We start from the raw sequence: 22,579 nt of genomic DNA on the forward strand, positions 1-22,579 counted from the left end.
TAATCTGTAAGGCCGCCTGTGAATCACAGATTTCACCCGACGGCCTTTTTTCAATATCCTGGCAGCGTCCTGTTGCGCAGGCTCTCTCCTTTATATGAATACTCATTCAACTTTAATGCTGTTTTAAGCATTCTCTGCCTGATTAATTTTTCTTATAACCAACCGCTGTTTCATTCAAATAGGCCGACATAAGAAAAACAGATACATGCTATGTATCAGGGGTGCCGGACAGCATTTAATGCTGCCAGACACCCTGTCACCAGCATGGTGCAGAGATATGACGCCTGCACTACAGTGAGTCAGTTCACATTTATCGGCCGATCACCAGGTGGCAGAGTGAGACATTTTAAACCATAAAAATCAGTATTTTCATATATTTATACAAGAAAAGCGCCTGATAAGCCCGCCTGGCCGCCCTATTTGACCTGATTACGCTTTCCCGATAAGTTGGAAATCCGCTGAAAGCTTTCCTGACGGGCCATTGTCTCGGCATATCTATGCAACAAGAAGACTCCCGCGTGGTTTAAGTCATCTCCTTTACGAGACCGGAAATCGAAGAGCAGCTCAATAAAGGACGTTTTACGGATGTCTGGAGAGAAATGCTCAGGGCTATGACGCGCGCTCGACAGAGCATGGCGATGAAAATGAAGCTGCGCCTCAGTTGCGCCCAGACCCTGAAACAGTGCAGGTAATGTCAAAGCAGTTTAAGGAGACCCTCAATGTCCACTAAAAAACCTCAATCCTATGGCTTGTATGATCCGACAGCAGGCAGTGACAGCTGTGGTGTAGGTTTCATTACGCGTAAGGACGGCGAGCAGACCCATGAGATTCTGCAGATGGCGCACAGCGCCCTGTGCACAGTGCCGCACCGCGGCGGTATGTCAGCAGAAGGCGTCGGCGATGGCGCAGGCGTCAACGTTGACCTTTCACTGCATTTCTTCCGCAAGATTACCGGCCAGCCACTGGAAGCGGGTCGCTTTGGCGTCGGCAACTTCTTTGTGCCGAAAGATGCTGAGCTGCGCGCGAATGCCGAACGTCTGGTGGATGAGACCCTCAGCAGTTTCGGCCTGCCGGTGATCATGAAGCGCGACATGCCGCTCGACAGCAGCGTGACGCGTCCGGCTGCCATTCAGTTTCAGTTACCGATTCTGCAGTGGATCTTCACTGCGCCTCAGGACGTGGCTGATCAGAACGACTTCGAACAACGTATCTACCGCGCCCTGTTAACTATCGAAGCACGCGCCTTTACCGAAAGCGAATTTGGCGGGCTCTATCCGCTGTCGCTGTCGTCGCGCACGCAGGTATTTAAAGCGCGCCTGAACTCCAATGAAGTGATTCCTTACTTCAAAGATCTGACTGATCCCGATCATCAGGTGCGCGGGCTCTTTTTCCACACCCGTTTCTCGACCAACACCGATCCGCATACCACTATGGCGCAGCCGTTCCGCCTGATGGCGCACAACGGCGAGCTGAACACGGATCGTAAAAACCGCATCGCCGAATCGGCCCTGGCACTGGCGCGCGGCAAAAAGATCGTGCGGCCTAAAGGGCAGTCCGACAGCTCGCGGTTGGATCAGAGTATCCACAGCCGTCTGATGGAAGATAATCTCGATCTGATCACCGCCGTGGTTTCCATGATGCCGCCCGCCTGGGAAAACGACAGCTCGCTGTCAACCGAGGTGCGCGACATGCTGGAGTATTTCTCTCTGTATGAAGAGAAGAACGACGGCCCTGCCGCCTTAATCTTTGGCAATGGCGAAGTGATTGGTGCACGCCTTGACCGTCTGGGCCTGCGCCCGCTGCGCTCGGTCGAAACCGCAGACTATATCGGTGCGATGTCCGAAGCGGGCCAGATCGCCTTTCCTCCTGAAAGCGTCCTGCGTCGTGGCCGTATCGAAGCGGGCGGCATGCTCTACTTCGATCACCGTGAAAAACGCAGCTACACCACGCTGCAGGCGCTGGAAAAACTGGCCGCAGAGAAAGATTACTCCGCCCTGCTGCGTGAAGCGCGCGTCGGCCTGGACGATCTGCCGGAGATCCCGGCTGAGCAGCAGGGTTCACCGCTGCGCTATCGCGGCGATCTGAAAACCTATCAGCGCTTTGTCGCCTACTACTACAACCAGGAAAGCTTCAAGTTCATGATGGACCCGATGCTTAACACCGGCGCAGAGAAGATCTCCGCAATGGGTTACGGCAACGCCATCAACGGCTTATCCGATCACGAAGGCGGCATGGCGCACTACTTCTCTCAGCGCTTTGCTCAGGTTACCAACCCGCCGCTGGACTCTATCCGCGAAGTGGATGGCATGACGCTGCGTGTGGCGCTGGGGGCGAAACCGCACCTGGGCCGCAGCAAAGGCCGTCAGATTGTGGTGCCGACACCGATTCTCAGCCATCTCGATATGCTGCGTTTGCGTGAGCAGACCGTTGCCCCCTACGCCCGCTTCGAGATGCTCTATGAGCCGGTCATCGGCAAAGATCTGCTGAGCACGACCGCCAACGCGAACGCCCTGGAAAAAGCGATTGATGACCTGGCGCAGCAGGTGGTGGATTTTGCCCGGACGCAGGGCGGCATCGCCGTTCTGACCGACCGCCACATCTCCTCGAAGCACGCCGCGATCCCGATGCTGCTGGTGGTTTCCGCCATCAACCAGCGTCTGGTGCAGGAAGGTCTGCGCCTTGATGTGTCACTGGTGGTGGAAAGCGGTCAGAGCATCTCCTCACACCACATTGCCGCGACGCTGGGCTTCGGCGCATCAGCAATCTATCCGCTGGGCGTACAGATGCGCGCAGAGGAGAAATTTGGCGAGGGTGAAGAAGGCAATAAAGCCTTTAAGCGCTATGCCAAAGCTGCGGAAAAAGCCCTGATGAAAACCATGGGCAAAGTGGGCCTCTGTACCGTAGAAAGCTACAGCAGCGGCGAGTTTTTTGAGCCTAACTTCCTCAACACCGATGACCCGGTGCTGAAAAAGTACTTCCCGAATATCAAAACGCCGGTGGGTGGCGCAGGCTTCGCGGCTATCGCGCAGATGGCCGTTGACTGGCATCAGAGTGCCCTGAAGATTCAGGGTGAATCGGACGTACCGTTGCTGGGTCTGTTTAAAGAGCGCGCAGAGGGTGCCGGTCACTCCTACGGCACAATTGCCGTACGCACCTTTATCGATATGACCGAAGAGCCGATTCGCTTCGCTGATAAAGCGCGCGAAGAGGATAACTTTATCCGTCTGATGACGCTGGCAAAACTGGATAACGCTTTTGGCATCAAGCCAGAAACCTTTAAAGACAGCAGCTTCGAGCGTATTCCGGATGAGGTGATCAACAACTTCGCGATCACGGCCGACTATCGTCAGTTCTCCAGCCTGATGTATGAGGAGCGTAAGCGTCGCCCGGCTGCCCTGCGTGACATCCTGACATTCCCGGCCGATCTGACCCATATCGACAGCGAAGCGGAGTTCCGCCGCAAACTGGGACGCTACTCACTGACCAACAACGGCTTTGCCATTCGTGGTCTGGTGTGTGAAGCGGTGGATAGCAGCCTGAATCACTTTATGCTGCGTCTGACCGATGCGATCGAAGGCCTGAAGCCAGAGAACGAGCGCCTGCAGAATCTCTCTAACGCCCTGAAGTTCCGCTTCGGCGACGATATCGAGAGCAGCGAGGTGGTGACCGGCGGTCTGAAAATAACCGCTTACGGTAAAGCGGCAGACTACCTGTCACGTATTTTCACCACTCTGCCCTCCCTGCCACTGAGCGACGTGCAGCCAGCGTGCGAAATCACCCGCACCTTTGCCTCCGGCGCGATGAGTCACGGTGCGCTGGTCGCCCCCGCGCATGAAGCGGTGGCGCACGGCACCAACATGGTCGGCGGCATGAGTAACTGCGGTGAAGGCGGCGAGCACTACTCCCGTCACGGCACCATCCGTGCCTCACGCATCAAGCAGCTGGCGTCCGGCCGTTTTGGCGTCTGGGCCGCCTATCTGGCGGACCCGATGCTGGAAGAGCTGGAAATCAAGATAGGTCAGGGTGCGAAACCTGGCGAAGGCGGCCAGCTACCGGCGGCGAAAGTCACGGTTGAGATTGCGGCAGCGCGTGGCGGTACGCCAGGCGTCGAGCTGGTCTCGCCGCCGCCGCATCACGACACCTATTCCATCGAAGATCTGGCGCAGCTAATCCACGACTGTAAAGCCGCGCGGGTGCGCGTGATCGTCAAACTGGTCTCCTCAGAAGGGATCGGCACCATCGCGGTCGGCGTGGCCAAAGCGGGCGCAGACGTCATTAACGTGGCGGGTAACACCGGCGGTACCGGCGCTGCGTCGGTGACCAGCCTGAAATACACCGGACGCGTGGCGGAAATCGGCATCGCTGAAGTTCATCAGGCGCTCTGCGCCAACGGCCTGCGTGAGAAAGTGCAGCTGCGCTGCTCGGGCGCGCAGCAGACCGGCAGCGACGTGGTGAAATCCGCGCTGCTGGGCGGCGACAGCTTCGAATTCGGTACCACAGCGCTGATGATGCTGAAGTGCGTGATGGCGAAAAACTGTAACGTCAAATGCCCGGCAGGTCTGACGACCAACGCCGAAGCCTTTGATGGCGATCCTCGTCAGCTGGCGCAGTATTTCCTCAACGTCGCCCATGAAGTGCGTGAGATCCTGGCGCGTATGGGCCTGCGTTCCCTGCGTGAAGCGCGCGGCCGGGCTGACCTGCTGCACCTGATGGATCACCCACTGGAAGTGGGCAAGCTCGACTTACGCGCCATGCTCACCGTGGTGCCGGAGCTGAAGATCGAGAAGCCGGTCTATCTGGAGAAAGATTTTGAGCTGGATGATGGCTGGGTTGAGCAGCTGGAATCAGCGCTGGTCGATCAGGGCAATACCGACGTCGCACTGGGCAACGGCATCGTGCTGAACAACCGCAACAAAAGTGTGGGGGGCCAGCTGGCGATCGACATTGAACGCATGCTGAACCATCAGCTGAGTGCGGCGCAGCTGCAGGCGATGCCTGCGGTTCTGAGCGATGACCGCGGTCGCCATTATCTGGCCCCTGCGACCGTAAAAATTTCAACCACCGGTTCAGCCGGTCAGTCATTTGGCGCCTTCTGCAACGATGGCATGCAGCTGACCCACTACGGCACCTGTAACGACGGCGTCGGCAAGGGACAGTGTGGTGGTGAGCTGTTTATCATGTCGCCGGGCGGCGGCGCGCAGGATGGCGATGGTAACGTGCTGATCGGTAACTTTGCGCTGTTTGGCGCGACCGGTGGACGCCTGTTCGTGCAGGGCCAGGCCGGTGACCGCTTCGCGGTGCGTAACTCCGGTGCCACAGCCGTGGTCGAAGGCGTAGGAGATTTCTGCTGCGAATATATGACCAATGGTGCCATCCTCAACCTGGGCACCTTCGGTAAAGGCTTTGGTAACGGCATGAGCGGCGGCTTCGCCTATCAGTATGACCCGTATGGAACGCTCGCCAGCCATGCAGCCGGTGATTCAGTACGCTTCGGCTCGATTGCCGATCAGGATGAGATGGCGCAGGTGCATAAGCAGGCCGTGCTGACCATGCTGAACTGGCATCTGGAGGCTACAAACTCACCGCGTGCTGCCTGGCTGCTGGAGAACTGGGAAACGGAGTGTCACCACTTTGTCTATGTGATGCCGCGCTCGCTGCTGCTCTATCAGGATGGCGGAGAGATCCTGAAAGCCAGAAGCCGTAAAGATCTGCTCGAGGAGCTGTCGACCGCGCTGGCCGGCCATCAGGTTGCGAAGTTCAAAGCGGCCTGGCGTCAGGGCAAGACCATTGCTGACGGTGCGGTACCCGCCTACGGCGCGACCGATACGCTGGAGATGTTTGTTCTGCTTAACAACTACACCGTTCTGAGCTTTGCTCAGCAGCTGGCCCTGAGTAAATTACCGAAAGGGACAGCGGTTGAAGATCCGGCGGTAGAAAAAGCCGTACGCAATCTGCTGATGACGGAGGACTTTTCGCTGATCAGCAAACTGCAACGCCATGCCCGTTCCGCCATCGAAGCGTATAACGATGACGAACTGGCCAGTCTGATTGGTTCCAAACGCATGTCAGATTACAAAGCGGCGCTGACGCAGCGTAACATCCGCTCCATGGACAGCCTGGCCACCTATGGCTGGATCATGTATCAGGATGCCTGTAACCGGGAAGTGCTGGGCCATCTGCCTGATTTTGAAGAGCTGTTTGCACGTGCGGCCTTGCCTGAAATCGCCGCGGCGGTGGGCAAACTCTCCTGACAGTCATACTGTTCAGGCTGAACTGAATGTTATTCATTGATCATTGCCCGGAGTCGTCGTTGTACCGGACAGATGCAGAACCGCTCTCCCCAGCCGCACACCGCGGTGCGGGAAAGCGGAACCGCTTAAACCGGCCAGCGTTACTGATGACGGGGAAGAACGGGATTGAGTAAAAGTACCCATGAAAATTCCTTATATTCCAGAAGATGCACCTTTTAATGGCGATCAGAAATACTGGCTGGCTGGCTTTCTCGCGGGTCTTCACTCCCGTCTGCTGGTATTAGAAGACAAGCAGCAACCCGCTGCGGGCACAGGCGCAGCCGCGACCACGCAACTGCACATTCTCTATGGCTCACAGACCGGCAATGCCGAAGCGCTGGCGCAGACCGCCGCGAAATCGGCCCGTGCTAAAGGGCTGGTGCCGGTGGTTCAGGCGCTGGGCGATGTCGACCTCGACGTCTTTGCCACCATGCGCCATGTGCTGATCGTCACCTCAACCTACGGCGAAGGCGAGATGCCGGATAACGCGCAGCTCTTCTGGGATGCTATCTCTGCCAGTACCGCACCGCGCCTGGAGCAGATGCATTTTGCCGTGCTGGCAATCGGTGATACCGGCTATGACGGCTTCTGTCAGGCGGGCAAGTTCATCGATATGCGCCTTGAGCAGCTGGGAGCAAAACGCGTGGTGGATCGCATCGACTGCGATATCGACTATGAAGAGCCATCCAGCGAGTGGCTGAACAGCTCCATGCCTCAGTTTGCGGCCAGCGCAGGCAGCAGCGGCACCGTGCTGGAGAGCGCGCCTGAAGCACCGGTCATCCCGGGCAGCAACAAATCGAACCCTTACGCCGCGGCGCTGATCACCAACAAGCGCCTCTCTGGCGAGCAGTCTGCCAAAGATATCCGACATTTTGAGTTTGACCTGACCGACAGCGGCCTGAAGTATGAAGCGGGTGATGCGCTCGGCGTCATTCCGGTCAACGAGCCATCGCTGGTCAGCCTGCTGCTGACCCAGCTTAATGCCGACTACGAGACGCCGGTGCCCGGCTTCGACCGCAGCCTCGGCGACCTGCTGACCTACCAGTTTGAGATCTCTGAACCGTCGCGCAAGCTCATCGAATGGGTCGGGCAGAACACCACCAACCAGGAACTGCGTCATGTGTTACAGCACGACGACAAAGATGCGCTGGGTGTCTGGCTGTGGGGCAAAGATAGCCTTGACCTGCTGCAGCTTGACCTGACGCGCACGCTGGCGGTACCTGAGTTTGTTGCCCTGCTGCGTCCGCTGCAGCATCGTGCTTACTCAATTTCATCCAGTTCTAAAGCCCATCCAAATCAGGTGCACCTGACCGTTGCCTCGGTGCGTTATCACAGCGGCGGCCGTAATCGTGGTGGCGTCTGCTCAACCTACCTGGCTGAGCGCGTACGTCGTGGCGAAAAACCAGCCATCTTTATTTCGCCGAACAAAGCGTTCCGCGTCCCAGCCAATAACAGCGCTCCGCTGATCATGGTGGGACCTGGCACCGGCATCGCGCCCTTCCGGGCTTTCCTGCAGGAGCGCCAGGCAACCGGCGCGCAGGGCAAAAACTGGCTGTTCTTCGGCGATCAGCATCAGGAACATGACTTTATCTATCAGGATGAACTGCTCGCCTGGCGGGATAATGGCTTGCTGACGCGGCTTGACCTGGCGTTCTCCCGCGATCAGGAGAAGAAGATCTACGTGCAGAGCCGGATGCTTGAGCAGGGTGCAGAACTCTATGCCTGGCTGCAGGAAGGCGCTTACTTCTATGTCTGCGGTGATGCATCACGCATGGCGAAGGATGTGGATAATGCGCTGTATGAAGTGGTTCGCCAGTTCGGTGGCCTCTCCAGCGAGCGCGCAGCGGACTATGTTGACCAGCTGAAGAAAGAGAAGCGTTACCTGCGCGACGTCTATTGATAGCGAAGGTGTGATGAAAAATCCGGTTTGCGCAGGCAGCCGGATTTTTTTATGGCTGACAGGCAAAAAATACCCGCCGGAGAGGCGGGTATCTGTTTTAAGAATGCTGCGGTTATTTCACGACGCGCAGTGAAGGTCGTCCGCCCCGCGGCGGTGGATCGTCATCAGGCGGTGTCTCATCATCGCTGGCATCGTCGGGACGATCGCCATCAATCACGGACATCATGGTCTCTTCCTGACCTTCTGACGCCTCCTGAATATCCAGCTCGTAAGCCGGTTCCGGTTCAAACATCGTTCCGGCACCGTTTTCCCGGGCATAGATTGCCAGAATTGCCGCCATCGGCACGTTAACCTGACGAGGAACACCCCCAAAGCGGGCGTTAAACGACACCTGGTCATTCGCCAGATCGAGGTTACCAACAGCACGGGGCGCGATGTTCAGGACAATCTGACCATCACGCGCGTACTCCAGCGGGACCTGTACACCTGGCTGATTGATGTCGACCACCAGATGCGGCGTCAGCTGGTTGTCGAGCAACCAGTCATAGAAGGCGCGCAGCAGATAGGGACGACGTGCAGTAAGTTGCGACATTTCCATACGTTAAGCCCGTGCTTGCAGGCGCATTTCACGTTCAGCTTCAGTTAATGAAGCGAGGAAAGAGTCACGCTCAAATACGCGGTTCATGTAACCTTTCAGCTCTTTTGAACCAGAGCCGATCAAATCGATGCCCATTGAAGGCAGACGCCATAACAGCGGTGCCAGGTAGCAATCCACCAGGCTGAACTCTTCGCTCATGAAGTAAGGCGTGCGGCCAAACAGCGGCGCGATCGCCAGCAGCTCTTCACGCAGCTGTTTGCGTGCGGCTTCGGCTTCCTGACCACTGCTGTTCTCAACCTTCCTCATCAGGCTGTACCAGTCCTGCTCGATGCGGTGCATCATCAGGCGGCTGTCACCACGGGCAACCGGATAAACCGGCATCAGTGGCGGATGCGGGAAGCGCTCATCTAAATATTCCATGATGATGCGGGATTCATACAGCGTCAGCTCACGATCTACCAGTGTCGGTACCGTGCGATACGGATTGAGGTCAATCAGATCCTGCGGCAGGTTATCCATTTCGACCTGCTCGATCTCTACGCTGACACCCTTCTCCGCCAGAACGATACGTACCTGATGGCTGAAAATGTCAGTAGGACCAGAAAACAGCGTCATTACCGAACGTTTGTTGGCAGCGACAGCCATGAAAACCTCCAAGTTTGTTCACAAAAAGATACTGCGAATAGCCAACCACACGGCGACTCACTTGCTTGTCGAACTCGCACGCAACCTGGTCAGCTGCGCCGTAAAACTGACGCCCCGACAGCGGGAAGGCGCATAACGCACCGGCCTGCGGGCGCAAAGTGACACAGAGTTTACCAGATTTTAGGCTGCTTGTGGGCGTGGAATGAATCTTTGCAGGTAAATTGAGCGCGGGCTTACGGTTTTCACCGTTATCAGACGGGAAGGCAGAAAATAAAAAACCCGCCGAAGCGGGTTTTTTGAGCCAATTGCCGCAGCCGGAGCTGCAAACAATTAACGCTTGGAGAACTGAGGACGACGACGTGCTTTACGCAGGCCGACTTTCTTACGTTCAACCTGACGCGCGTCACGCGTTACGAAGCCAGCTTTACGCAGCTCGCCACGCAGTGATTCGTCGTATTCCATCAGAGCGCGGGTGATACCGTGACGGATCGCACCAGCCTGACCAGAAATACCGCCACCTTTAACAGTGACGTACAGATCGAATTTACCAACCAGATCCAGCAGTTCCAGCGGCTGACGAACGACCATGCGGGCAGTTTCGCGACCGAAGTACTGTTCCAGAGAACGTTGGTTAATTACGATGTTACCGCTACCCGGCTTAATGAATACGCGAGCGGTAGAGCTTTTGCGGCGACCAGTGCCGTAGTTTTGAGTTTCAGCCATTGCCTTTAATCCCGATTAAATGTCAAGAACTTGCGGTTGCTGTGCCGCATGGGTGTGCTCGTTGCCTGCGTAAACTTTCAGCTTACGGTACATAGCACGACCCAGCGGGCCCTTCGGCAGCATGCCTTTAACCGCGATCTCAATCACACGCTCAGGACGGCGAGCAATCATCTCTTCAAAGGTCGCCTGTTTGATACCACCGATGTGGCCGGTGTGGTGATAGTAGATCTTGTCAGTACGCTTGTTGCCGGTAACAGCAATTTTTTCTGCGTTCAGAACGATGATGTAATCACCCGTATCAACGTGCGGAGTGTATTCCGCTTTATGCTTACCACGCAGACGGCGCGCCAGTTCAGTCGCCAGGCGACCCAAAGTTTTGCCCGTTGCGTCAACTACAAACCAGTCACGTTGGACGGTTTCTGGTTTAGCTGTAAAAGTTTTCATCGAAAAGCTTACCCAAATTAAGTTACACGTTGGTGAAATCCCAAACGCTTAAGTAAACGAATGAGGCTCACACGACCATTTTGACCAGCAAGCCACCCCTTCGGATAGAGTTACTGGAACACAGAGGATTTGGGAAAAAAATCCTTTGCTGTAACGTGGGGTCGCAAGATTATAGAGAAGTCGATTGCAAAAATCGAACCCTATTTCGGTATTTATCCTGATTATTCTCACGGCAGATGCGGCAGGCGCAGATACTCTTCGCTCTGCATCTCCTGAAGCCGCGATAAACAGCGCTGGTATTCAAACTTCAGCCGCGTCCCCTGATAGATCTCGGTCAGCGAGGTTTCTGCGGCCACGACCAGCTTCACATGACGCTCATAAAATTCGTCAACCAGGGCCAGGAAACGGCGCGCCTGATCTTCGGTTTTATAGATCATTACCGGCACGTCATAGAGCAGCACGCTGTGAAAACGGCGGGAAAGCGCGATGTAGTCATGCTGGCTGCGCCCTTCCCCGCACAGCGTCGTGAAGTTGATGGCCAGCACGCCGTCGCTGACGCCCAGCGTCGGCATCTGGCGATGGTTGATTTCCAGCACCGGTGCGTCCTCCGGCTGGCTACCCGACAGCGCCTTAAACATGCGCGCCATCTCCGTGTGGGTGGCCTCGTTGAGCGGATAGTTCCACAGATGCGCCGAGGTCAGTGTCCGCAGCCGGTAGTCGATGCCGGCATCCACATTCATCACATCACAGTGCCGTTTTATCTGCTCAATAGCCGGCAGAAAACGCGCGCGCTGCAGGCCATTGCGGTAGAGGTCATCCGGCGGAATGTTCGAGGTTGCCACCAGGGCGATGCCGCGCTCAAACAGCGCTTCCATCAGCGTGCCCAACAACATCGCGTCGGTGATATCGGAGACAAAAAATTCATCGAAACAGAGGATGTCAGTTTCCGCTTTGAATTTGTCCGCGATAATCAGCAGCGGGTCGCTCTGCCCCTGCAGTTGCGTCAGTTCTTCATGCACCCGCAGCATGAAACGGTGGAAGTGCAGGCGCAGTTTGCGTTCGCCAGGAATAGACTGAAAAAAGAGATCCATGACCCAGGTTTTGCCGCGCCCGACGCCGCCCCACATGTAGAGTCCGCGAACAGGCTGGGGCGCCGCATTTTTCTCTTTACCGATCAATTTCGACAGGCGACCCAGCAGGCCGGATGAGGCGGGCGCGGCAGCCTGTTGCCGGGCAACCAGCGCCTGCTGCAGGGCGTCTAAACGGGTAATCGCTTCACGTTGTACGTCATCGGGCCTGAATTCGCCCTGCGACAGCGCCTGCTCATAACGTGCAAGCGGAGATGAGGTTTGCATTGTTGTTTCAAAGTCCCTGAATAGTGTCTGATTCATACCACGGTTGCTGAAAAAAAGGCCGTTCTACACTAAGCCATGCTGCTCCGGAGTTCCACATCCATAAGATTAACGGGTATAGTGACTATTATTGAAATGGTGCAACGCCCTACGGAACAATGGAAAAAACACGGGAGTCATTATGACCTGGGAATACGGGCTAATTGGTTTAGTGGTAGGTATTATTGTCGGCGCAGTCGCCATGCGTTTCGGCAACAAAAAGCTGCGTGAGCAGCGCAGCATGCAGTATGAACTGGAAAAATCGAAGGCCGAGCTGGCCGATTACCGCGAAGAGCTGACTAACCACTTCGCACAGAGCGCCGAGCTGCTGGACAACATGGCGCGTGACTATCGTCAGCTTTATCAGCACATGGCGAAAGGCTCTAACGATCTGCTGCCGAATCTGCCGGGTCAGCAGAATCCTTTTGCCTATCAGCTGACTGAAGCGGAAGCTGACAACGATCAGGTGCCGGTGCAGATGCCGCGCGACTACTCTGAAGGCGCATCTGGTTTACTGCGTGGCGAGCGCCCTGCCCGCGACTAATCTTTTTGGGGCGCAGCCTGTCTGCGCCCGCTGTTTTTGCGAACCCTGACCACAAACGACTGTCACACTCATTAAATCCTCCCACTTTGCAGCGAGAGCGTTGTAGCAATGAAAAAACAAGCACGCCTGTTTAGCGCATTAGCCTTGAGTATCGGGATGAGCCTTGCCGCCGCGCCAGACGCGATGGCAACGCTGCCAGCACAAATTGCGGGCCAGCCGCTGCCGAGCCTGGCACCGATGCTGGAAAAAGTGTTGCCTGCCGTGGTCAGCGTTCACGTGGAAGGCACCGACTCCGGCGAACAGGCTCAGGATATCCCTGAGCCTCTGAAACGTTTTTTCGGTCAGATGCCTGGCGGGAATAATCAGCCACAGCCGTTTGAAGGGCTGGGCTCGGGCGTGATCATTGATGCCGCGAAAGGCTACGTGCTGACCAACAATCATGTGGTGAACGGTGCCGACAAAATTAACGTGCAGCTTGGCGACGGCAGTGAGTATGAAGCCAAACTGATCGGTCATGATGAACAGACCGATATCGCCCTGATTCAGATCCAGGGCGCGAAAAACCTCACGCAGATTAAAGTGGCGGACTCCGACCAGCTGAAAGTGGGTGATTTTGCGGTCGCAATCGGGAACCCGTTTGGTCTGGGCCAGACGGCGACCTCCGGTATCATCTCTGCGCTGGGCCGCAGCGGCCTTAACCTGGAGGGGCTGGAAAACTTTATTCAGACCGATGCCGCGATTAACCGCGGTAACTCCGGCGGTGCGCTGGTCAACCTGAACGGCGAGCTGATTGGGATCAACACCGCCATTCTGGCCTCCAGCGGCGGCAATATCGGCATCGGCTTTGCTATCCCGAGCGATATGGCGATGAACCTCGCGCAGCAGCTGATTAAATTTGGCGAAGTGAAGCGCGGTCAGCTGGGTATTAAAGGCACCGAAATGACAGCCGACATGGCGAAGGCATTCAATGTCGACGTGCAGCGTGGCGCCTTCGTTTCGGAAGTGTTACCGCAGTCTGCCGCACAGAAGGCGGGCATCAAGTCTGGCGACATCATTACCTCTATCAACGACAAGCCGATTACCAGCTTCGCTGAGTTGCGGGTAAAAGTGGGCACGACCCCACCAGGCGAACAGGTTAAGCTTGGCCTGCTGCGCGAAGGCAAACCGGTGACGGTCACCGTTACGCTGGAGCAGAGTGCTCAGACCACCGCCAGCGCCCAGCTGATGTCTCCGGCCCTGCAGGGTGCCACCCTGAGTGATGGACAGACCAAAACCGGCGACAAAGGCGTGAAGGTCGACACCATCGAAAAAGGGACACCGGCTGAACAGGTTGGCCTGCAGAAAGATGATGTGATCATCGGCGTAAACCGCAACCGGGTTCAGACCCTGGCTGAGATGCGCAAGATACTGGAAGGCAAACCGCCGGTTCTGGCACTGAACGTGGTGCGCGGCGATGAAAGTATCTATCTGTTGTTGAGATAAACCTCGCATTATGGCGGACACAAGCGCGTGTGTGTCCGCCGCTCTCATGTTATTCTGCCCAGCGATCTCCCCTGGCGTGATTTAACACCATGTTTCTTAAACTTTTGCGTGCCGTAGTGCTGGGCCTGATTGTGGCGGGTATTCTACTCGCAGCACTGCCTGCACTGCGTATGGGCAGCGACGCCCTCTATAACCATGACGATATCAACGACGAAACGCCCTTCAGCTTCAATCAGGGCGTGCGCCGCGCCGTGCCTGCCGTTGTAAACGTTTATAACCGGAGCGCCCACGGCAACAACAACCGTGGCATTACCACCCTGGGCTCGGGGGTGATTATGAATGCCAAAGGCTACATCCTGACCAACAAGCACGTCATCAATAATGCCGATCAGATTATCGTGGCATTGCAGGATGGCCGCTTCTTTGAGGCCACGCTGGTCGGTTCCGACGGCATGACCGATCTGGCCGTGCTGAAGATCACCGCCTCCGGCCTGCCTGTCATCCCGATCAATCCCAATCGCCAGGCGCATATCGGTGATGTCGTGATGGCGATAGGCAACCCCTATAACCTGGGGCAGACGGTGACGCAGGGCATTATCAGCGCCACGGGCCGGGTTGGACTGAGTTCATCAGGCCGCCAGAACTTCCTGCAGACCGATGCGTCGATCAATCAGGGTAACTCCGGTGGCGCGCTGATTAACTCGCTTGGCGAGCTGATGGGCATCAACACCCTGACCTTTGATAAAAGTAACGATGGCGAAACGCCGGAAGGCATTGGTTTCGCCATCCCCACCGTTTTAGCCTCGAAGATCATGGATAAGCTGATTCGTGATGGTCGGGTGATCCGCGGCTATATCGGTATTACCGGTCGTGAGCTGCCGCCGCTGCATGGACAGGGCAGCAATCTGGATCGGGTTCAGGGCATTATCGTCAGCGTGGTGACGCCGGATGGACCGGCAGACAAGGCCGGGATTCAGGCCAACGATGTACTGCTCAGCGTAAACGGTAAGCCAGCCATCTCGGCGCAGGAGACCATGGATCAGGTGGCAGAGATTCGTCCCGGTTCCGTGATTGATGTGCAGGTGCTGCGCAACGATCAGAAACTGACGCTGCCGGTCACCATTCAGGAATTCCCTGATAACAGCAACTAATCAGCGGTCCTGTACCAACAGCAATGACATAGCCGGAGGGGCGGGGATGGCCCATCTGAAGAGCAAAGCGTCCGAGCCAGGATGGCGAGGCAGACCTACAGGGATGTAGGTTTCCTTTGCGATCAGATGGGCCATCCCTGCCCTTTTCGCCCGGGCTCTTAGCAGCGATCAACCGGAAAGGCGATCACCTCACTCAGTGACTCTGCTTTTAACGCCAGCATAATCAGCCGATCGATACCCAGCGCGACCCCGGAACAGGCGGGCATACCGTGCGCCAGCGCATCCAGCAGATAAGTGTCAATTGGATGGACCGGCAGACCGCGCGCCGCACGGCGACGGTTATCCTGCTCAAACCGCTGACGCTGCTCGCGGCTGTCGGTCAGCTCGCGGAAACCGTTCGCCAGCTCAATGCCTTTGTAATAGACCTCAAAACGTTCGGCTACGCGGTGATCTTCGGTGCTGATCTCCGCCAGTGCCGCCTGACTGGCCGGGAAATGATAAACGAAGCAGGGTTTGTCCTGGCCAATCTTCGGCTCCACGCCCAGCATAAACAGCAGCATCAGCAGCGTATCGCGATCCTCTTCTGCACGCGCCAGCTCGCCTTCGCCCAGCTTCTCTGCCGCTTCACGCAGCTGCGCTTTATCTGCCGACAGCGGATCCAGATCCAGGTGGCGGATAAAGGCCTGCTGATAGGAGAGCGACTCTGCGCTGTCACACTCCAGCACCTGCTGCAGCAGATCGTCCACCTCATTCATCAGGCGGTACATGTCGTAGTGCGGCCGGTACCACTCCAGCATGGTGAATTCCGGATTATGATGACGTCCCGCCTCTTCATTGCGGAAACTGCGCCCCATCTGATAGATCGGACCACTGCCCGCTGCCAGCAGGCGTTTCATATGATATTCCGGGCTGGTCATCAGCCAGAGATCGCGCCCCTGCGACGCACCAGGCCCGACAAAACGCGTCTGGAAAGGCACCAGATGGATATCGGTAATAGTGGCCTGGCTCATCGCCGGCGTATCCACTTCCAGTACGCCACGATCGGCAAAGAAACGACGCACTTCCGCTAAAATCGCGGCGCGTTTTAACAAATTGGCGATGGATGCGCTTGGTTGCCAGCTTGCCGTTTCGCTCATGGTGATGACTCCTGATACAAATAAGGGGTGGAAGTCTACCTGCAATGCCTGCGGCAAACAATCTCATGCCGGCGATGCCAAAAACAGCGCTTCGGCTTCTATACTTAAGCAGTTAAATCACAAAGGAATCCCGCTATGTCTCTATGGAAAACCCTTGTCGCCAGCCTCAGCGCTTTTCTCTCCGTTGCCTGTAGCACCACGCCACCCAAAAACGTCACGGTTGTTGAGAACTTTGACAGCCAGCGCTATCTCGGCCAGTGGTATGAGATTGCCCGCCTCAATCATCCGTTTGAACGCGGTCTGGAGCAAGTCACAGCTAACTACAGCCCGCGTGAAGATGGCGGCCTGAAAGTGATCAATCGTGGCTATAACGTGAAAAAACAGCGCTGGCAGGAGAGCGTCGGTAAGGCCTACTTCACCGGTGAACCTCAGCGCGCCGCCCTGAAAGTCTCGTTCTTTGGCCCCTTCTACGGCGGCTATAACGTTATCGCCCTGGATCCCGACTACCGCTATGCTCTGGTGTGTGGCCCGAACCGCCACTACCTGTGGATACTGTCGCGCACACCGCAGCTGGAGCCGGGCGTCAAAGAGAAGCTGGTTGATCAGGCGCGTCGGGATGGCTTCCCGGTTGATGAGTTAATCTGGGTGAAACAGAAATAGTGCAGAGGGAATAAGCCGGTACAAAACCGTTTTCGTACCGGCTGTAATAACAGGTTACTTCGTGCTGTTCTGAATCGCCTGGCCACCCGCTTCGACGTCTTCACCCACGCCACGCGTGGTGTTGCAAGCCGTCAGCAGTGAAGAGAGCACCAGTACAGAGAAGATCGCGGCAATACTTTTCTTTAACATGACAATGTCCTTTTTGATGGATGTAAAGTACAGCGCTTTAAGCATAGCCGGATTTCCGGCGGTTGCTGCCGCGGAACTTTAAAAAGGAGAAGCCGTTAAGGTCATTTTGCCGCACGCGAAATGGCACCACCTAAGTGGGAGACATCTTCGCCAAAACCGTGGAATGTGTTGCAGGCACTTAATGCAGAGGAGACCAGCAACGCGAATGCGATTAATTTTGCCAGCTTTTTCATTTTTTCTCTCAGACAAGAAAAAGGCGCATCCGGAGATGCGCCTGCGAATCTTACTTCACGCGTGACACGTATTCGCCAGAGCGGGTGTCAACTTTCACCACTTCGCCTTCCTGAACGAACAGTGGCACTTTTACAACCGCGCCGGTAGAGAGCTTGGCAGGTTTACCGCCGGTACCGGCAGTGTCACCTTTCAGGCCTGGATCGGTTTCCACGATTTCAGCTTCGATAAAGTTCGGTGGCTGAACGGCGATAGGACGACCGTTCCACAGCGTAACGATACATTCTGCGTTGTCCTGCAGCCATTTCGCTGCTTCGCCCACAGTCTTCTCTTCAACCGGGAACTGCTCAAAGCTTTCCTGGTGCATGAAGTGGTAGAACTCACCGTCGTTGTACAGGTAGCTCAGGTTGGTATCCATTACGTCTGCGCCTTCGGCGGAGTCGGTGGATTTAAAAGTTTTCTCAACGCGAGAACCCGTCAGCAGGCGACGCATTTTAACGCGTGCGAATGCCTGACCTTTACCCGGTTTAACGAACTCACTGGATTCGATGGCATACGGCTCGCCTTCGAACATGATTTTAAGACCGGGACGGAAATCGTTGCTAGAATAAGTCGCCATGAAGGCCCTCTACGAAAATTGATACTGGTACTAAGCCAAAAAAATGGCACACATTGTAACCCTAAAAATACCTTCCAGAGAAGATTGGTTGCAGCAACTTGCTGATGTTGTCACTGAACCTGATGAATTACTGCGTATTTTAGCCCTGGAACAGCATCCTGAGCTGGCCGCTGGCGCGGATGCGCGGCGGCTTTTCGCCCTGCGCGTTCCGCATGCCTTCATCAGCCGGATGAAAAAAGGCGATGCGCACGACCCGTTGCTGCTTCAGGTTCTGACGCAGCGTCAGGAATTCATCGATACGCCTGGTTATAGCACCGATCCGCTCGATGAACAAAGTAACGCGGTGCCCGGACTGCTGCATAAATACCGCAACCGGGCGTTATTGCTGGTCAAAGGCGGCTGTGCGGTCAACTGCCGCTACTGCTTCCGCCGTCACTTCCCCTATCAGGATAATCCCGGTAATAAGCGAAGCTGGCAGGCGGCGCTGGACTATATCGCCGATCATCCGGAACTGGATGAGATTATCTTCTCCGGCGGCGATCCATTAATGGCGAAAGATCATGAACTCGCGTGGCTGATTGCCGCGCTGGAAAAGATCCCGCACCTGAAGCGGTTGCGCATCCACAGTCGTTTACCGGTGGTGATTCCGGCACGCATTACCGATCAGCTCTGTGAGATGCTTCGCGCGACCCGGCTGCAGGTGGTGATGGTGACGCACATCAACCATGCGCAGGAGATTGATGATGCGCTGCGTGAGGCGATGAGCAGCCTGAAGCGGGCCGGTGTCACCCTGCTGAATCAGAGCGTGTTGCTGCGGGGCGTGAACGATAATGCGCAGACGCTGGCCACCCTGAGCAATGCCCTGTTTGATGCGGGCATTCTGCCCTACTATCTGCATGTGCTGGATAAGGTGCAGGGTGCCGCACATTTCTTTGTGTCTGACGATGAGGCGCGCCAGCTGGTGCGGGCATTACTGTCACAGGTTTCCGGCTATCTGGTGCCGAAACTGGCGCGGGAAATTGGCGGAGAGCCGAGTAAAACGCCGCTGGATTTACAGCTGCGACAGGAATAAAAACGGCCAGCACAAGGCTGGCCGCTGAGATTCGCTGTACTACCTATGCCACATTATGGGCACTTGTAGACCTGACCGGTCATTTTGCTGTCCAGAGGCGCGAACGCAGACAGCAGATTCTGCGTCGGGCTGGTGGCACCATAAATCACGTTGCCGCCCATCTCCGCGGCGCGATTGCGCAGGTCATTGGCTGCACCGCGCAGTGCGCTGGTTTCGCCGCCTGCACCGCTCAGCCAGTTGCTCTGTGAGCCGGTAAGGTTGCCCAGAAGCTGGCAGGAACTGGCAGGCTGCTGATCGGTAAACGTCACGCGCTCGCCTGCTGAAGAGAGTTGCGTAGAGCTGCTGCAGCCCGCCAGCAATAACACGCCAGCCGTCAGTCCGGGCAAGAGGTTAATCCGCATTGTAATCCCCATTTATTATCATCAGAGTCGGGTGGCAGCGTAGCAGAAAAAAAGCACTTTTTTCTGCACATTCATTGCCTTAATCCCGTTATATCCCCTCAATATTTCATGTTACGTCTCGGCGACTCTGCCTGCCTGAAGAATGAACTGAACATCAGTGAATTCAGCCGGACAACTGCAGACAGCGCGCAGACAACGGGAAATATCAGGAGGAAAGACGTACGATTGCGCCACTACTTATACTATTTTCCTGCCCAAAAGAAAAACCCCCGGCCGTTTCCGGTCGGGGGTTCTTTTGTGACTCAGGGAGTCAACGGCAATTACATCATGCCGCCCATACCGCCCATGCCACCCATACCGCCAGCGCCAGCGCCTAAATCAGGTGCGTCGCCTTTTGGCAGGTCAGTAACCATGCACTCGGTAGTGATCATCAGACCCGCAACAGAGGCCGCGTACTGCAGTGCAGAACGGGTCACTTTGGTTGGGTCCAGGATACCGAAGTCGATCATGTTGCCGTACTCTTCAGTCTGCGCGTTGTAACCGTAGTTACCGTCGCCCGCTTTCACGTTGTTCGCCACAACAGAAGGCTCTTCACCGGCGTTAGAGACGATCTGACGCAGTGGTGCTTCCATCGCGCGCAGCGCAACTTTGATACCGACGTTCTGGTCTTCGTTCTGACCACGCAGCTCTGACAGCTGTGCTGCAACGCGAACCAGCGCCACACCACCACCTGCAACCACGCCTTCTTCGACAGCAGCACGGGTTGCGTGCAGTGCATCTTCAACGCGCGCTTTCTTCTCTTTCATTTCAACTTCAGTGGCTGCGCCCACTTTCAGAACGGCTACACCGCCTGCCAGTTTCGCGACGCGCTCCTGCAGTTTTTCTTTGTCGTAGTCAGAGGTCGCTTCTTCGATCTGCTGACGAATCTGGGTCACACGGCCCTGAATGGTGGTCTCTTCACCCACACCATCGATGATGGTGGTGGTGTCTTTGTTGATCACAACACGTTTTGCCTGACCCAGATCTTCCAGCGCAGCTTTTTCCAGCTCCATACCGATCTCTTCAGAGATGACGGTACCGCCGGTCAGGATAGCGATATCCTGCAGCATGGCTTTACGACGGTCGCCGAAGCCTGGTGCTTTAACCGCAGCCACTTTCACGATGCCGCGCATGGTGTTGACCACCAGCGTTGCCAGAGCTTCGCCTTCAACATCTTCCGCGATGATCAGCAGAGGTTTACCGGCTTTCGCAACGGCTTCCAGCACGGGCAGCATTTCACGGATGTTAGAGATTTTCTTGTCAGCCAGCAGGATGAACGGCGATTCCAGTTCAACCGCACCGGTTTCTGGCTTGTTGATGAAGTACGGTGACAGGTAGCCGCGATCAAACTGCATACCTTCAACCACATCCAGCTCGTCCTGCAGGCCGGTGCCTTCTTCAACGGTGATCACGCCTTCTTTACCCACTTTCTCCATCGCCTGAGCAATCAGCTGGCCCACGGTTTCATCGGAGTTAGCAGAGATAGTACCTACCTGCGCAATCGCTTTAGAGTCTGAGCAAGGTACAGACAGCGCTTTCAGTTTCTCAACGGCAGACACAACGGCCTGGTCGATACCGCGCTTCAGGTCCATCGGGTTCATACCCGCGGCAACGGCTTTCAGACCTTCGGTGATGATAGCCTGCGCCAGTACGGTCGCGGTGGTGGTGCCGTCGCCTGCAGCGTCGTTCGCTTTAGAGGCCACTTCTTTCACCATCTGCGCGCCCATGTTTTCGAACTTGTCTTCCAGTTCGATTTCACGCGCAACGGACACGCCATCTTTAGTGATGGTCGGTGCACCAAAAGATTTATCCAGAACCACGTTACGGCCTTTCGGGCCCAGGGTAACTTTTACTGCATCTGCCAGTACGTTCACGCCACGCAGCATTTTTACGCGAGCGTCATTACCGAATTTTACGTCTTTAGCTGCCATTTCAATTGTCCCTTAAATTCGTTTCGTTCAGTGAGTTACGCGAAAAAATTACGCTTCGACAATCGCCAGAATGTCGCTTTCAGAGATGATCAGCACTTCTTCGTTGTCGATCTTTTCGGTTTTAGCGCCGTAACCTTCGTTGAAGATCACCACGTCGCCAACCTTCACGTCCAGCGGCTTAACGTCGCCACTCTCAAGGATGCGGCCATTGCCGACAGCCAGAACTTCACCACGGGTGGATTTACCGGCTGCAGAACCGGTCAGCACGATGCCGCCAGCTGATTTAGCTTCAACTTCTTTACGCTTGACGATGACGCGATCGTGCAATGGACGAATTTTCATGTGATAGCTCTCCTTTGAGAAGTCCAATCATTCAGTTTTGGGGTTGAACACCGGGCTGCATGGCTTCCGGCCTCGTGACCTGTGAGATAGGGCCATCCCCACCCGCTTTCAAGGGGGCGAACAACAAATTTTTTCTATGGAAGCCATAAGTGATGCTTTTTTAAACAGACGACGGCACAAATAAAAAACGCAACCCGGAGGTTGCGCTTTCAGTGGTGACAATGGCGGTTAACGATCCTTGTGATCGTCGTGATGCTCAAGGCGATCGCTGTTTTTACGCTCAAACTCGCCGTCCATCGTGTAGCCGCTGTCCGGTCCGGCTCCCGGCCCGCGCCAGACGCGCAGATGGGGCATCAGCTTCAGCGTGAGATGCTTCTGAACCGGGGGCAGCAGCAGCAGCAGGCCCAGCAGATCGGTAAAGAAGCCCGGCAGCAGCAGCAGGAAACCGGCGATGATCAGCGAGACGCTTTTGATCATCTCCGTGGCCGGGCTTTCGTTACGCGCCAGCTTCTCCTGCATCAGCATGAAGTTTTTCATGCCCTGATTTTTTACCAGCGAAACCCCGATGCAGGAGGTGAACACCACCAGCAGCATGGTCAGCAGCACGCCCATGACGTGCGCGACCTGGATGAACAGTGAAATCTCAATCCAGGCCAGAACAAAAAAGACTAATAACGGTATCCAGCGCACCGTACTCTCCTGTAAGTAGAGGCTGAACGGCAGCGTGCCGGTCAGCAGAAAGCGTTCATCCTGAGGAGGATAAGAAAAGAGATGGGCACCCGCGCCGCCCT

At 56.0% G+C, this 22,579-nt stretch carries 20 protein-coding genes; 7 read left to right on the top strand and 13 right to left on the bottom strand.

Annotation, left to right across the window (positions count from 1 at the left end; translation table 11 throughout):
* Positions 1-719 precede the first annotated feature (719 nt).
* The gene (locus FJW00_RS05580) at positions 720-6,251 is read left to right on the top strand and encodes a glutamate synthase-related protein (RefSeq protein WP_140923241.1); all 5,532 of its coding nucleotides are present in this window, start codon (positions 720-722) and stop codon (positions 6,249-6,251) included.
* Between the two features lie 181 nt (positions 6,252-6,432).
* Complete coding sequence (locus FJW00_RS05585) at positions 6,433-8,190, top strand: sulfite reductase subunit alpha (protein WP_009092478.1); 1,758 nt, start codon at positions 6,433-6,435, stop codon at positions 8,188-8,190.
* A gap of 112 nt (positions 8,191-8,302) precedes the next feature.
* Here FJW00_RS05585 and sspB read toward each other — a convergent pair whose 3' ends face one another.
* The 5 genes from sspB to zapE all read right to left on the bottom strand — a co-directional run bounded on the left by sspB (position 8,303) and on the right by zapE (position 11,955).
* Positions 8,303-8,788, bottom strand: coding sequence for a ClpXP protease specificity-enhancing factor (sspB, locus tag FJW00_RS05590; RefSeq protein WP_009092479.1), 486 nt, complete (start codon positions 8,786-8,788; stop codon positions 8,303-8,305).
* 3 nt (positions 8,789-8,791) lie between these two features.
* Complete coding sequence (gene sspA, locus FJW00_RS05595) at positions 8,792-9,433, bottom strand: stringent starvation protein SspA (protein WP_009092481.1); 642 nt, start codon at positions 9,431-9,433, stop codon at positions 8,792-8,794.
* A 330-nt stretch (positions 9,434-9,763) separates the two neighbouring features.
* Positions 9,764-10,156, bottom strand: a complete 393-nt coding sequence (rpsI, locus tag FJW00_RS05600; RefSeq protein WP_008925401.1) for a 30S ribosomal protein S9 — start codon at positions 10,154-10,156, stop codon at positions 9,764-9,766.
* A gap of 15 nt (positions 10,157-10,171) precedes the next feature.
* Entirely contained in the window at positions 10,172-10,600 is a 429-nt protein-coding gene (gene rplM / locus FJW00_RS05605; protein WP_009092483.1) for a 50S ribosomal protein L13, read from the bottom strand.
* A gap of 227 nt (positions 10,601-10,827) precedes the next feature.
* Positions 10,828-11,955, bottom strand: a complete 1,128-nt coding sequence (gene zapE, locus FJW00_RS05610; protein ID WP_140923242.1) for a cell division protein ZapE — start codon at positions 11,953-11,955, stop codon at positions 10,828-10,830.
* Between the two features lie 178 nt (positions 11,956-12,133).
* On the opposite strand from zapE, the gene zapG reads away from it, so the two are divergent.
* From zapG to degS, 3 genes are all read left to right on the top strand, one after another.
* Positions 12,134-12,535 carry a Z-ring associated protein ZapG gene (zapG, locus tag FJW00_RS05615; protein WP_009092485.1) on the top strand — a complete coding sequence of 134 codons (402 nt, stop codon included), beginning with the start codon at positions 12,134-12,136 and terminating at the stop codon, positions 12,533-12,535.
* Between the two features lie 108 nt (positions 12,536-12,643).
* A complete protein-coding gene (gene degQ, locus FJW00_RS05620) occupies positions 12,644-14,017 on the top strand; it encodes a serine endoprotease DegQ (RefSeq protein ID WP_009092486.1) in 1,374 nt (457 codons plus the stop codon).
* 89 nt (positions 14,018-14,106) lie between these two features.
* Positions 14,107-15,168 carry an outer membrane-stress sensor serine endopeptidase DegS gene (degS, locus tag FJW00_RS05625; protein WP_140923243.1) on the top strand — a complete coding sequence of 354 codons (1,062 nt, stop codon included), beginning with the start codon at positions 14,107-14,109 and terminating at the stop codon, positions 15,166-15,168.
* A gap of 158 nt (positions 15,169-15,326) precedes the next feature.
* On the opposite strand, the gene epmA is transcribed toward degS, so the two are convergent.
* Entirely contained in the window at positions 15,327-16,304 is a 978-nt protein-coding gene (epmA, locus tag FJW00_RS05630; RefSeq protein WP_009092488.1) for an elongation factor P--(R)-beta-lysine ligase, read from the bottom strand.
* A gap of 135 nt (positions 16,305-16,439) precedes the next feature.
* Between epmA and FJW00_RS05635 the strand changes: the two genes are divergently transcribed.
* Positions 16,440-16,964 (top strand): lipocalin family protein, encoded by a 525-nt coding sequence (locus FJW00_RS05635; RefSeq protein WP_111208268.1) that lies wholly within the window; start codon positions 16,440-16,442, stop codon positions 16,962-16,964.
* 54 nt (positions 16,965-17,018) lie between these two features.
* On the opposite strand, the gene FJW00_RS05640 is transcribed toward FJW00_RS05635, so the two are convergent.
* From FJW00_RS05640 to efp, 3 genes are all read right to left on the bottom strand, one after another.
* Positions 17,019-17,153: an entericidin A/B family lipoprotein gene (locus FJW00_RS05640; RefSeq protein WP_003848302.1), complete on the bottom strand. Its 135-nt coding sequence runs from the start codon at positions 17,151-17,153 to the stop codon at positions 17,019-17,021.
* 101 nt (positions 17,154-17,254) lie between these two features.
* Positions 17,255-17,386, bottom strand: coding sequence for an entericidin A/B family lipoprotein (locus tag FJW00_RS05645; RefSeq protein WP_009092493.1), 132 nt, complete (start codon positions 17,384-17,386; stop codon positions 17,255-17,257).
* 50 nt (positions 17,387-17,436) lie between these two features.
* Positions 17,437-18,003: an elongation factor P gene (gene efp, locus FJW00_RS05650; protein WP_009092495.1), complete on the bottom strand. Its 567-nt coding sequence runs from the start codon at positions 18,001-18,003 to the stop codon at positions 17,437-17,439.
* Between the two features lie 43 nt (positions 18,004-18,046).
* On the opposite strand from efp, the gene epmB reads away from it, so the two are divergent.
* The gene (gene epmB, locus FJW00_RS05655; protein WP_009092497.1) at positions 18,047-19,075 is read left to right on the top strand and encodes an EF-P beta-lysylation protein EpmB; all 1,029 of its coding nucleotides are present in this window, start codon (positions 18,047-18,049) and stop codon (positions 19,073-19,075) included.
* A gap of 53 nt (positions 19,076-19,128) precedes the next feature.
* On the opposite strand, the gene FJW00_RS05660 is transcribed toward epmB, so the two are convergent.
* The 4 genes from FJW00_RS05660 to FJW00_RS05675 all read right to left on the bottom strand — a co-directional run bounded on the left by FJW00_RS05660 (position 19,129) and on the right by FJW00_RS05675 (position 22,478).
* Entirely contained in the window at positions 19,129-19,476 is a 348-nt protein-coding gene (locus FJW00_RS05660; RefSeq protein WP_009092500.1) for a DUF4156 domain-containing protein, read from the bottom strand.
* A 320-nt stretch (positions 19,477-19,796) separates the two neighbouring features.
* Positions 19,797-21,446, bottom strand: coding sequence for a chaperonin GroEL (groL, locus tag FJW00_RS05665; protein ID WP_009092501.1), 1,650 nt, complete (start codon positions 21,444-21,446; stop codon positions 19,797-19,799).
* Positions 21,447-21,494: 48 nt separating this feature from the next.
* Entirely contained in the window at positions 21,495-21,788 is a 294-nt protein-coding gene (locus FJW00_RS05670; RefSeq protein WP_009092502.1) for a co-chaperone GroES, read from the bottom strand.
* A gap of 228 nt (positions 21,789-22,016) precedes the next feature.
* Positions 22,017-22,478, bottom strand: a complete 462-nt coding sequence (locus FJW00_RS05675; protein ID WP_181405354.1) for an FxsA family protein — start codon at positions 22,476-22,478, stop codon at positions 22,017-22,019.
* Positions 22,479-22,579: the final 101 nt, after the last annotated feature.

Origin of the sequence: Pantoea anthophila (assembly GCF_006494375.1) — a bacterium.
Taxonomy (GTDB): domain Bacteria; phylum Pseudomonadota; class Gammaproteobacteria; order Enterobacterales; family Enterobacteriaceae; genus Pantoea; species Pantoea anthophila.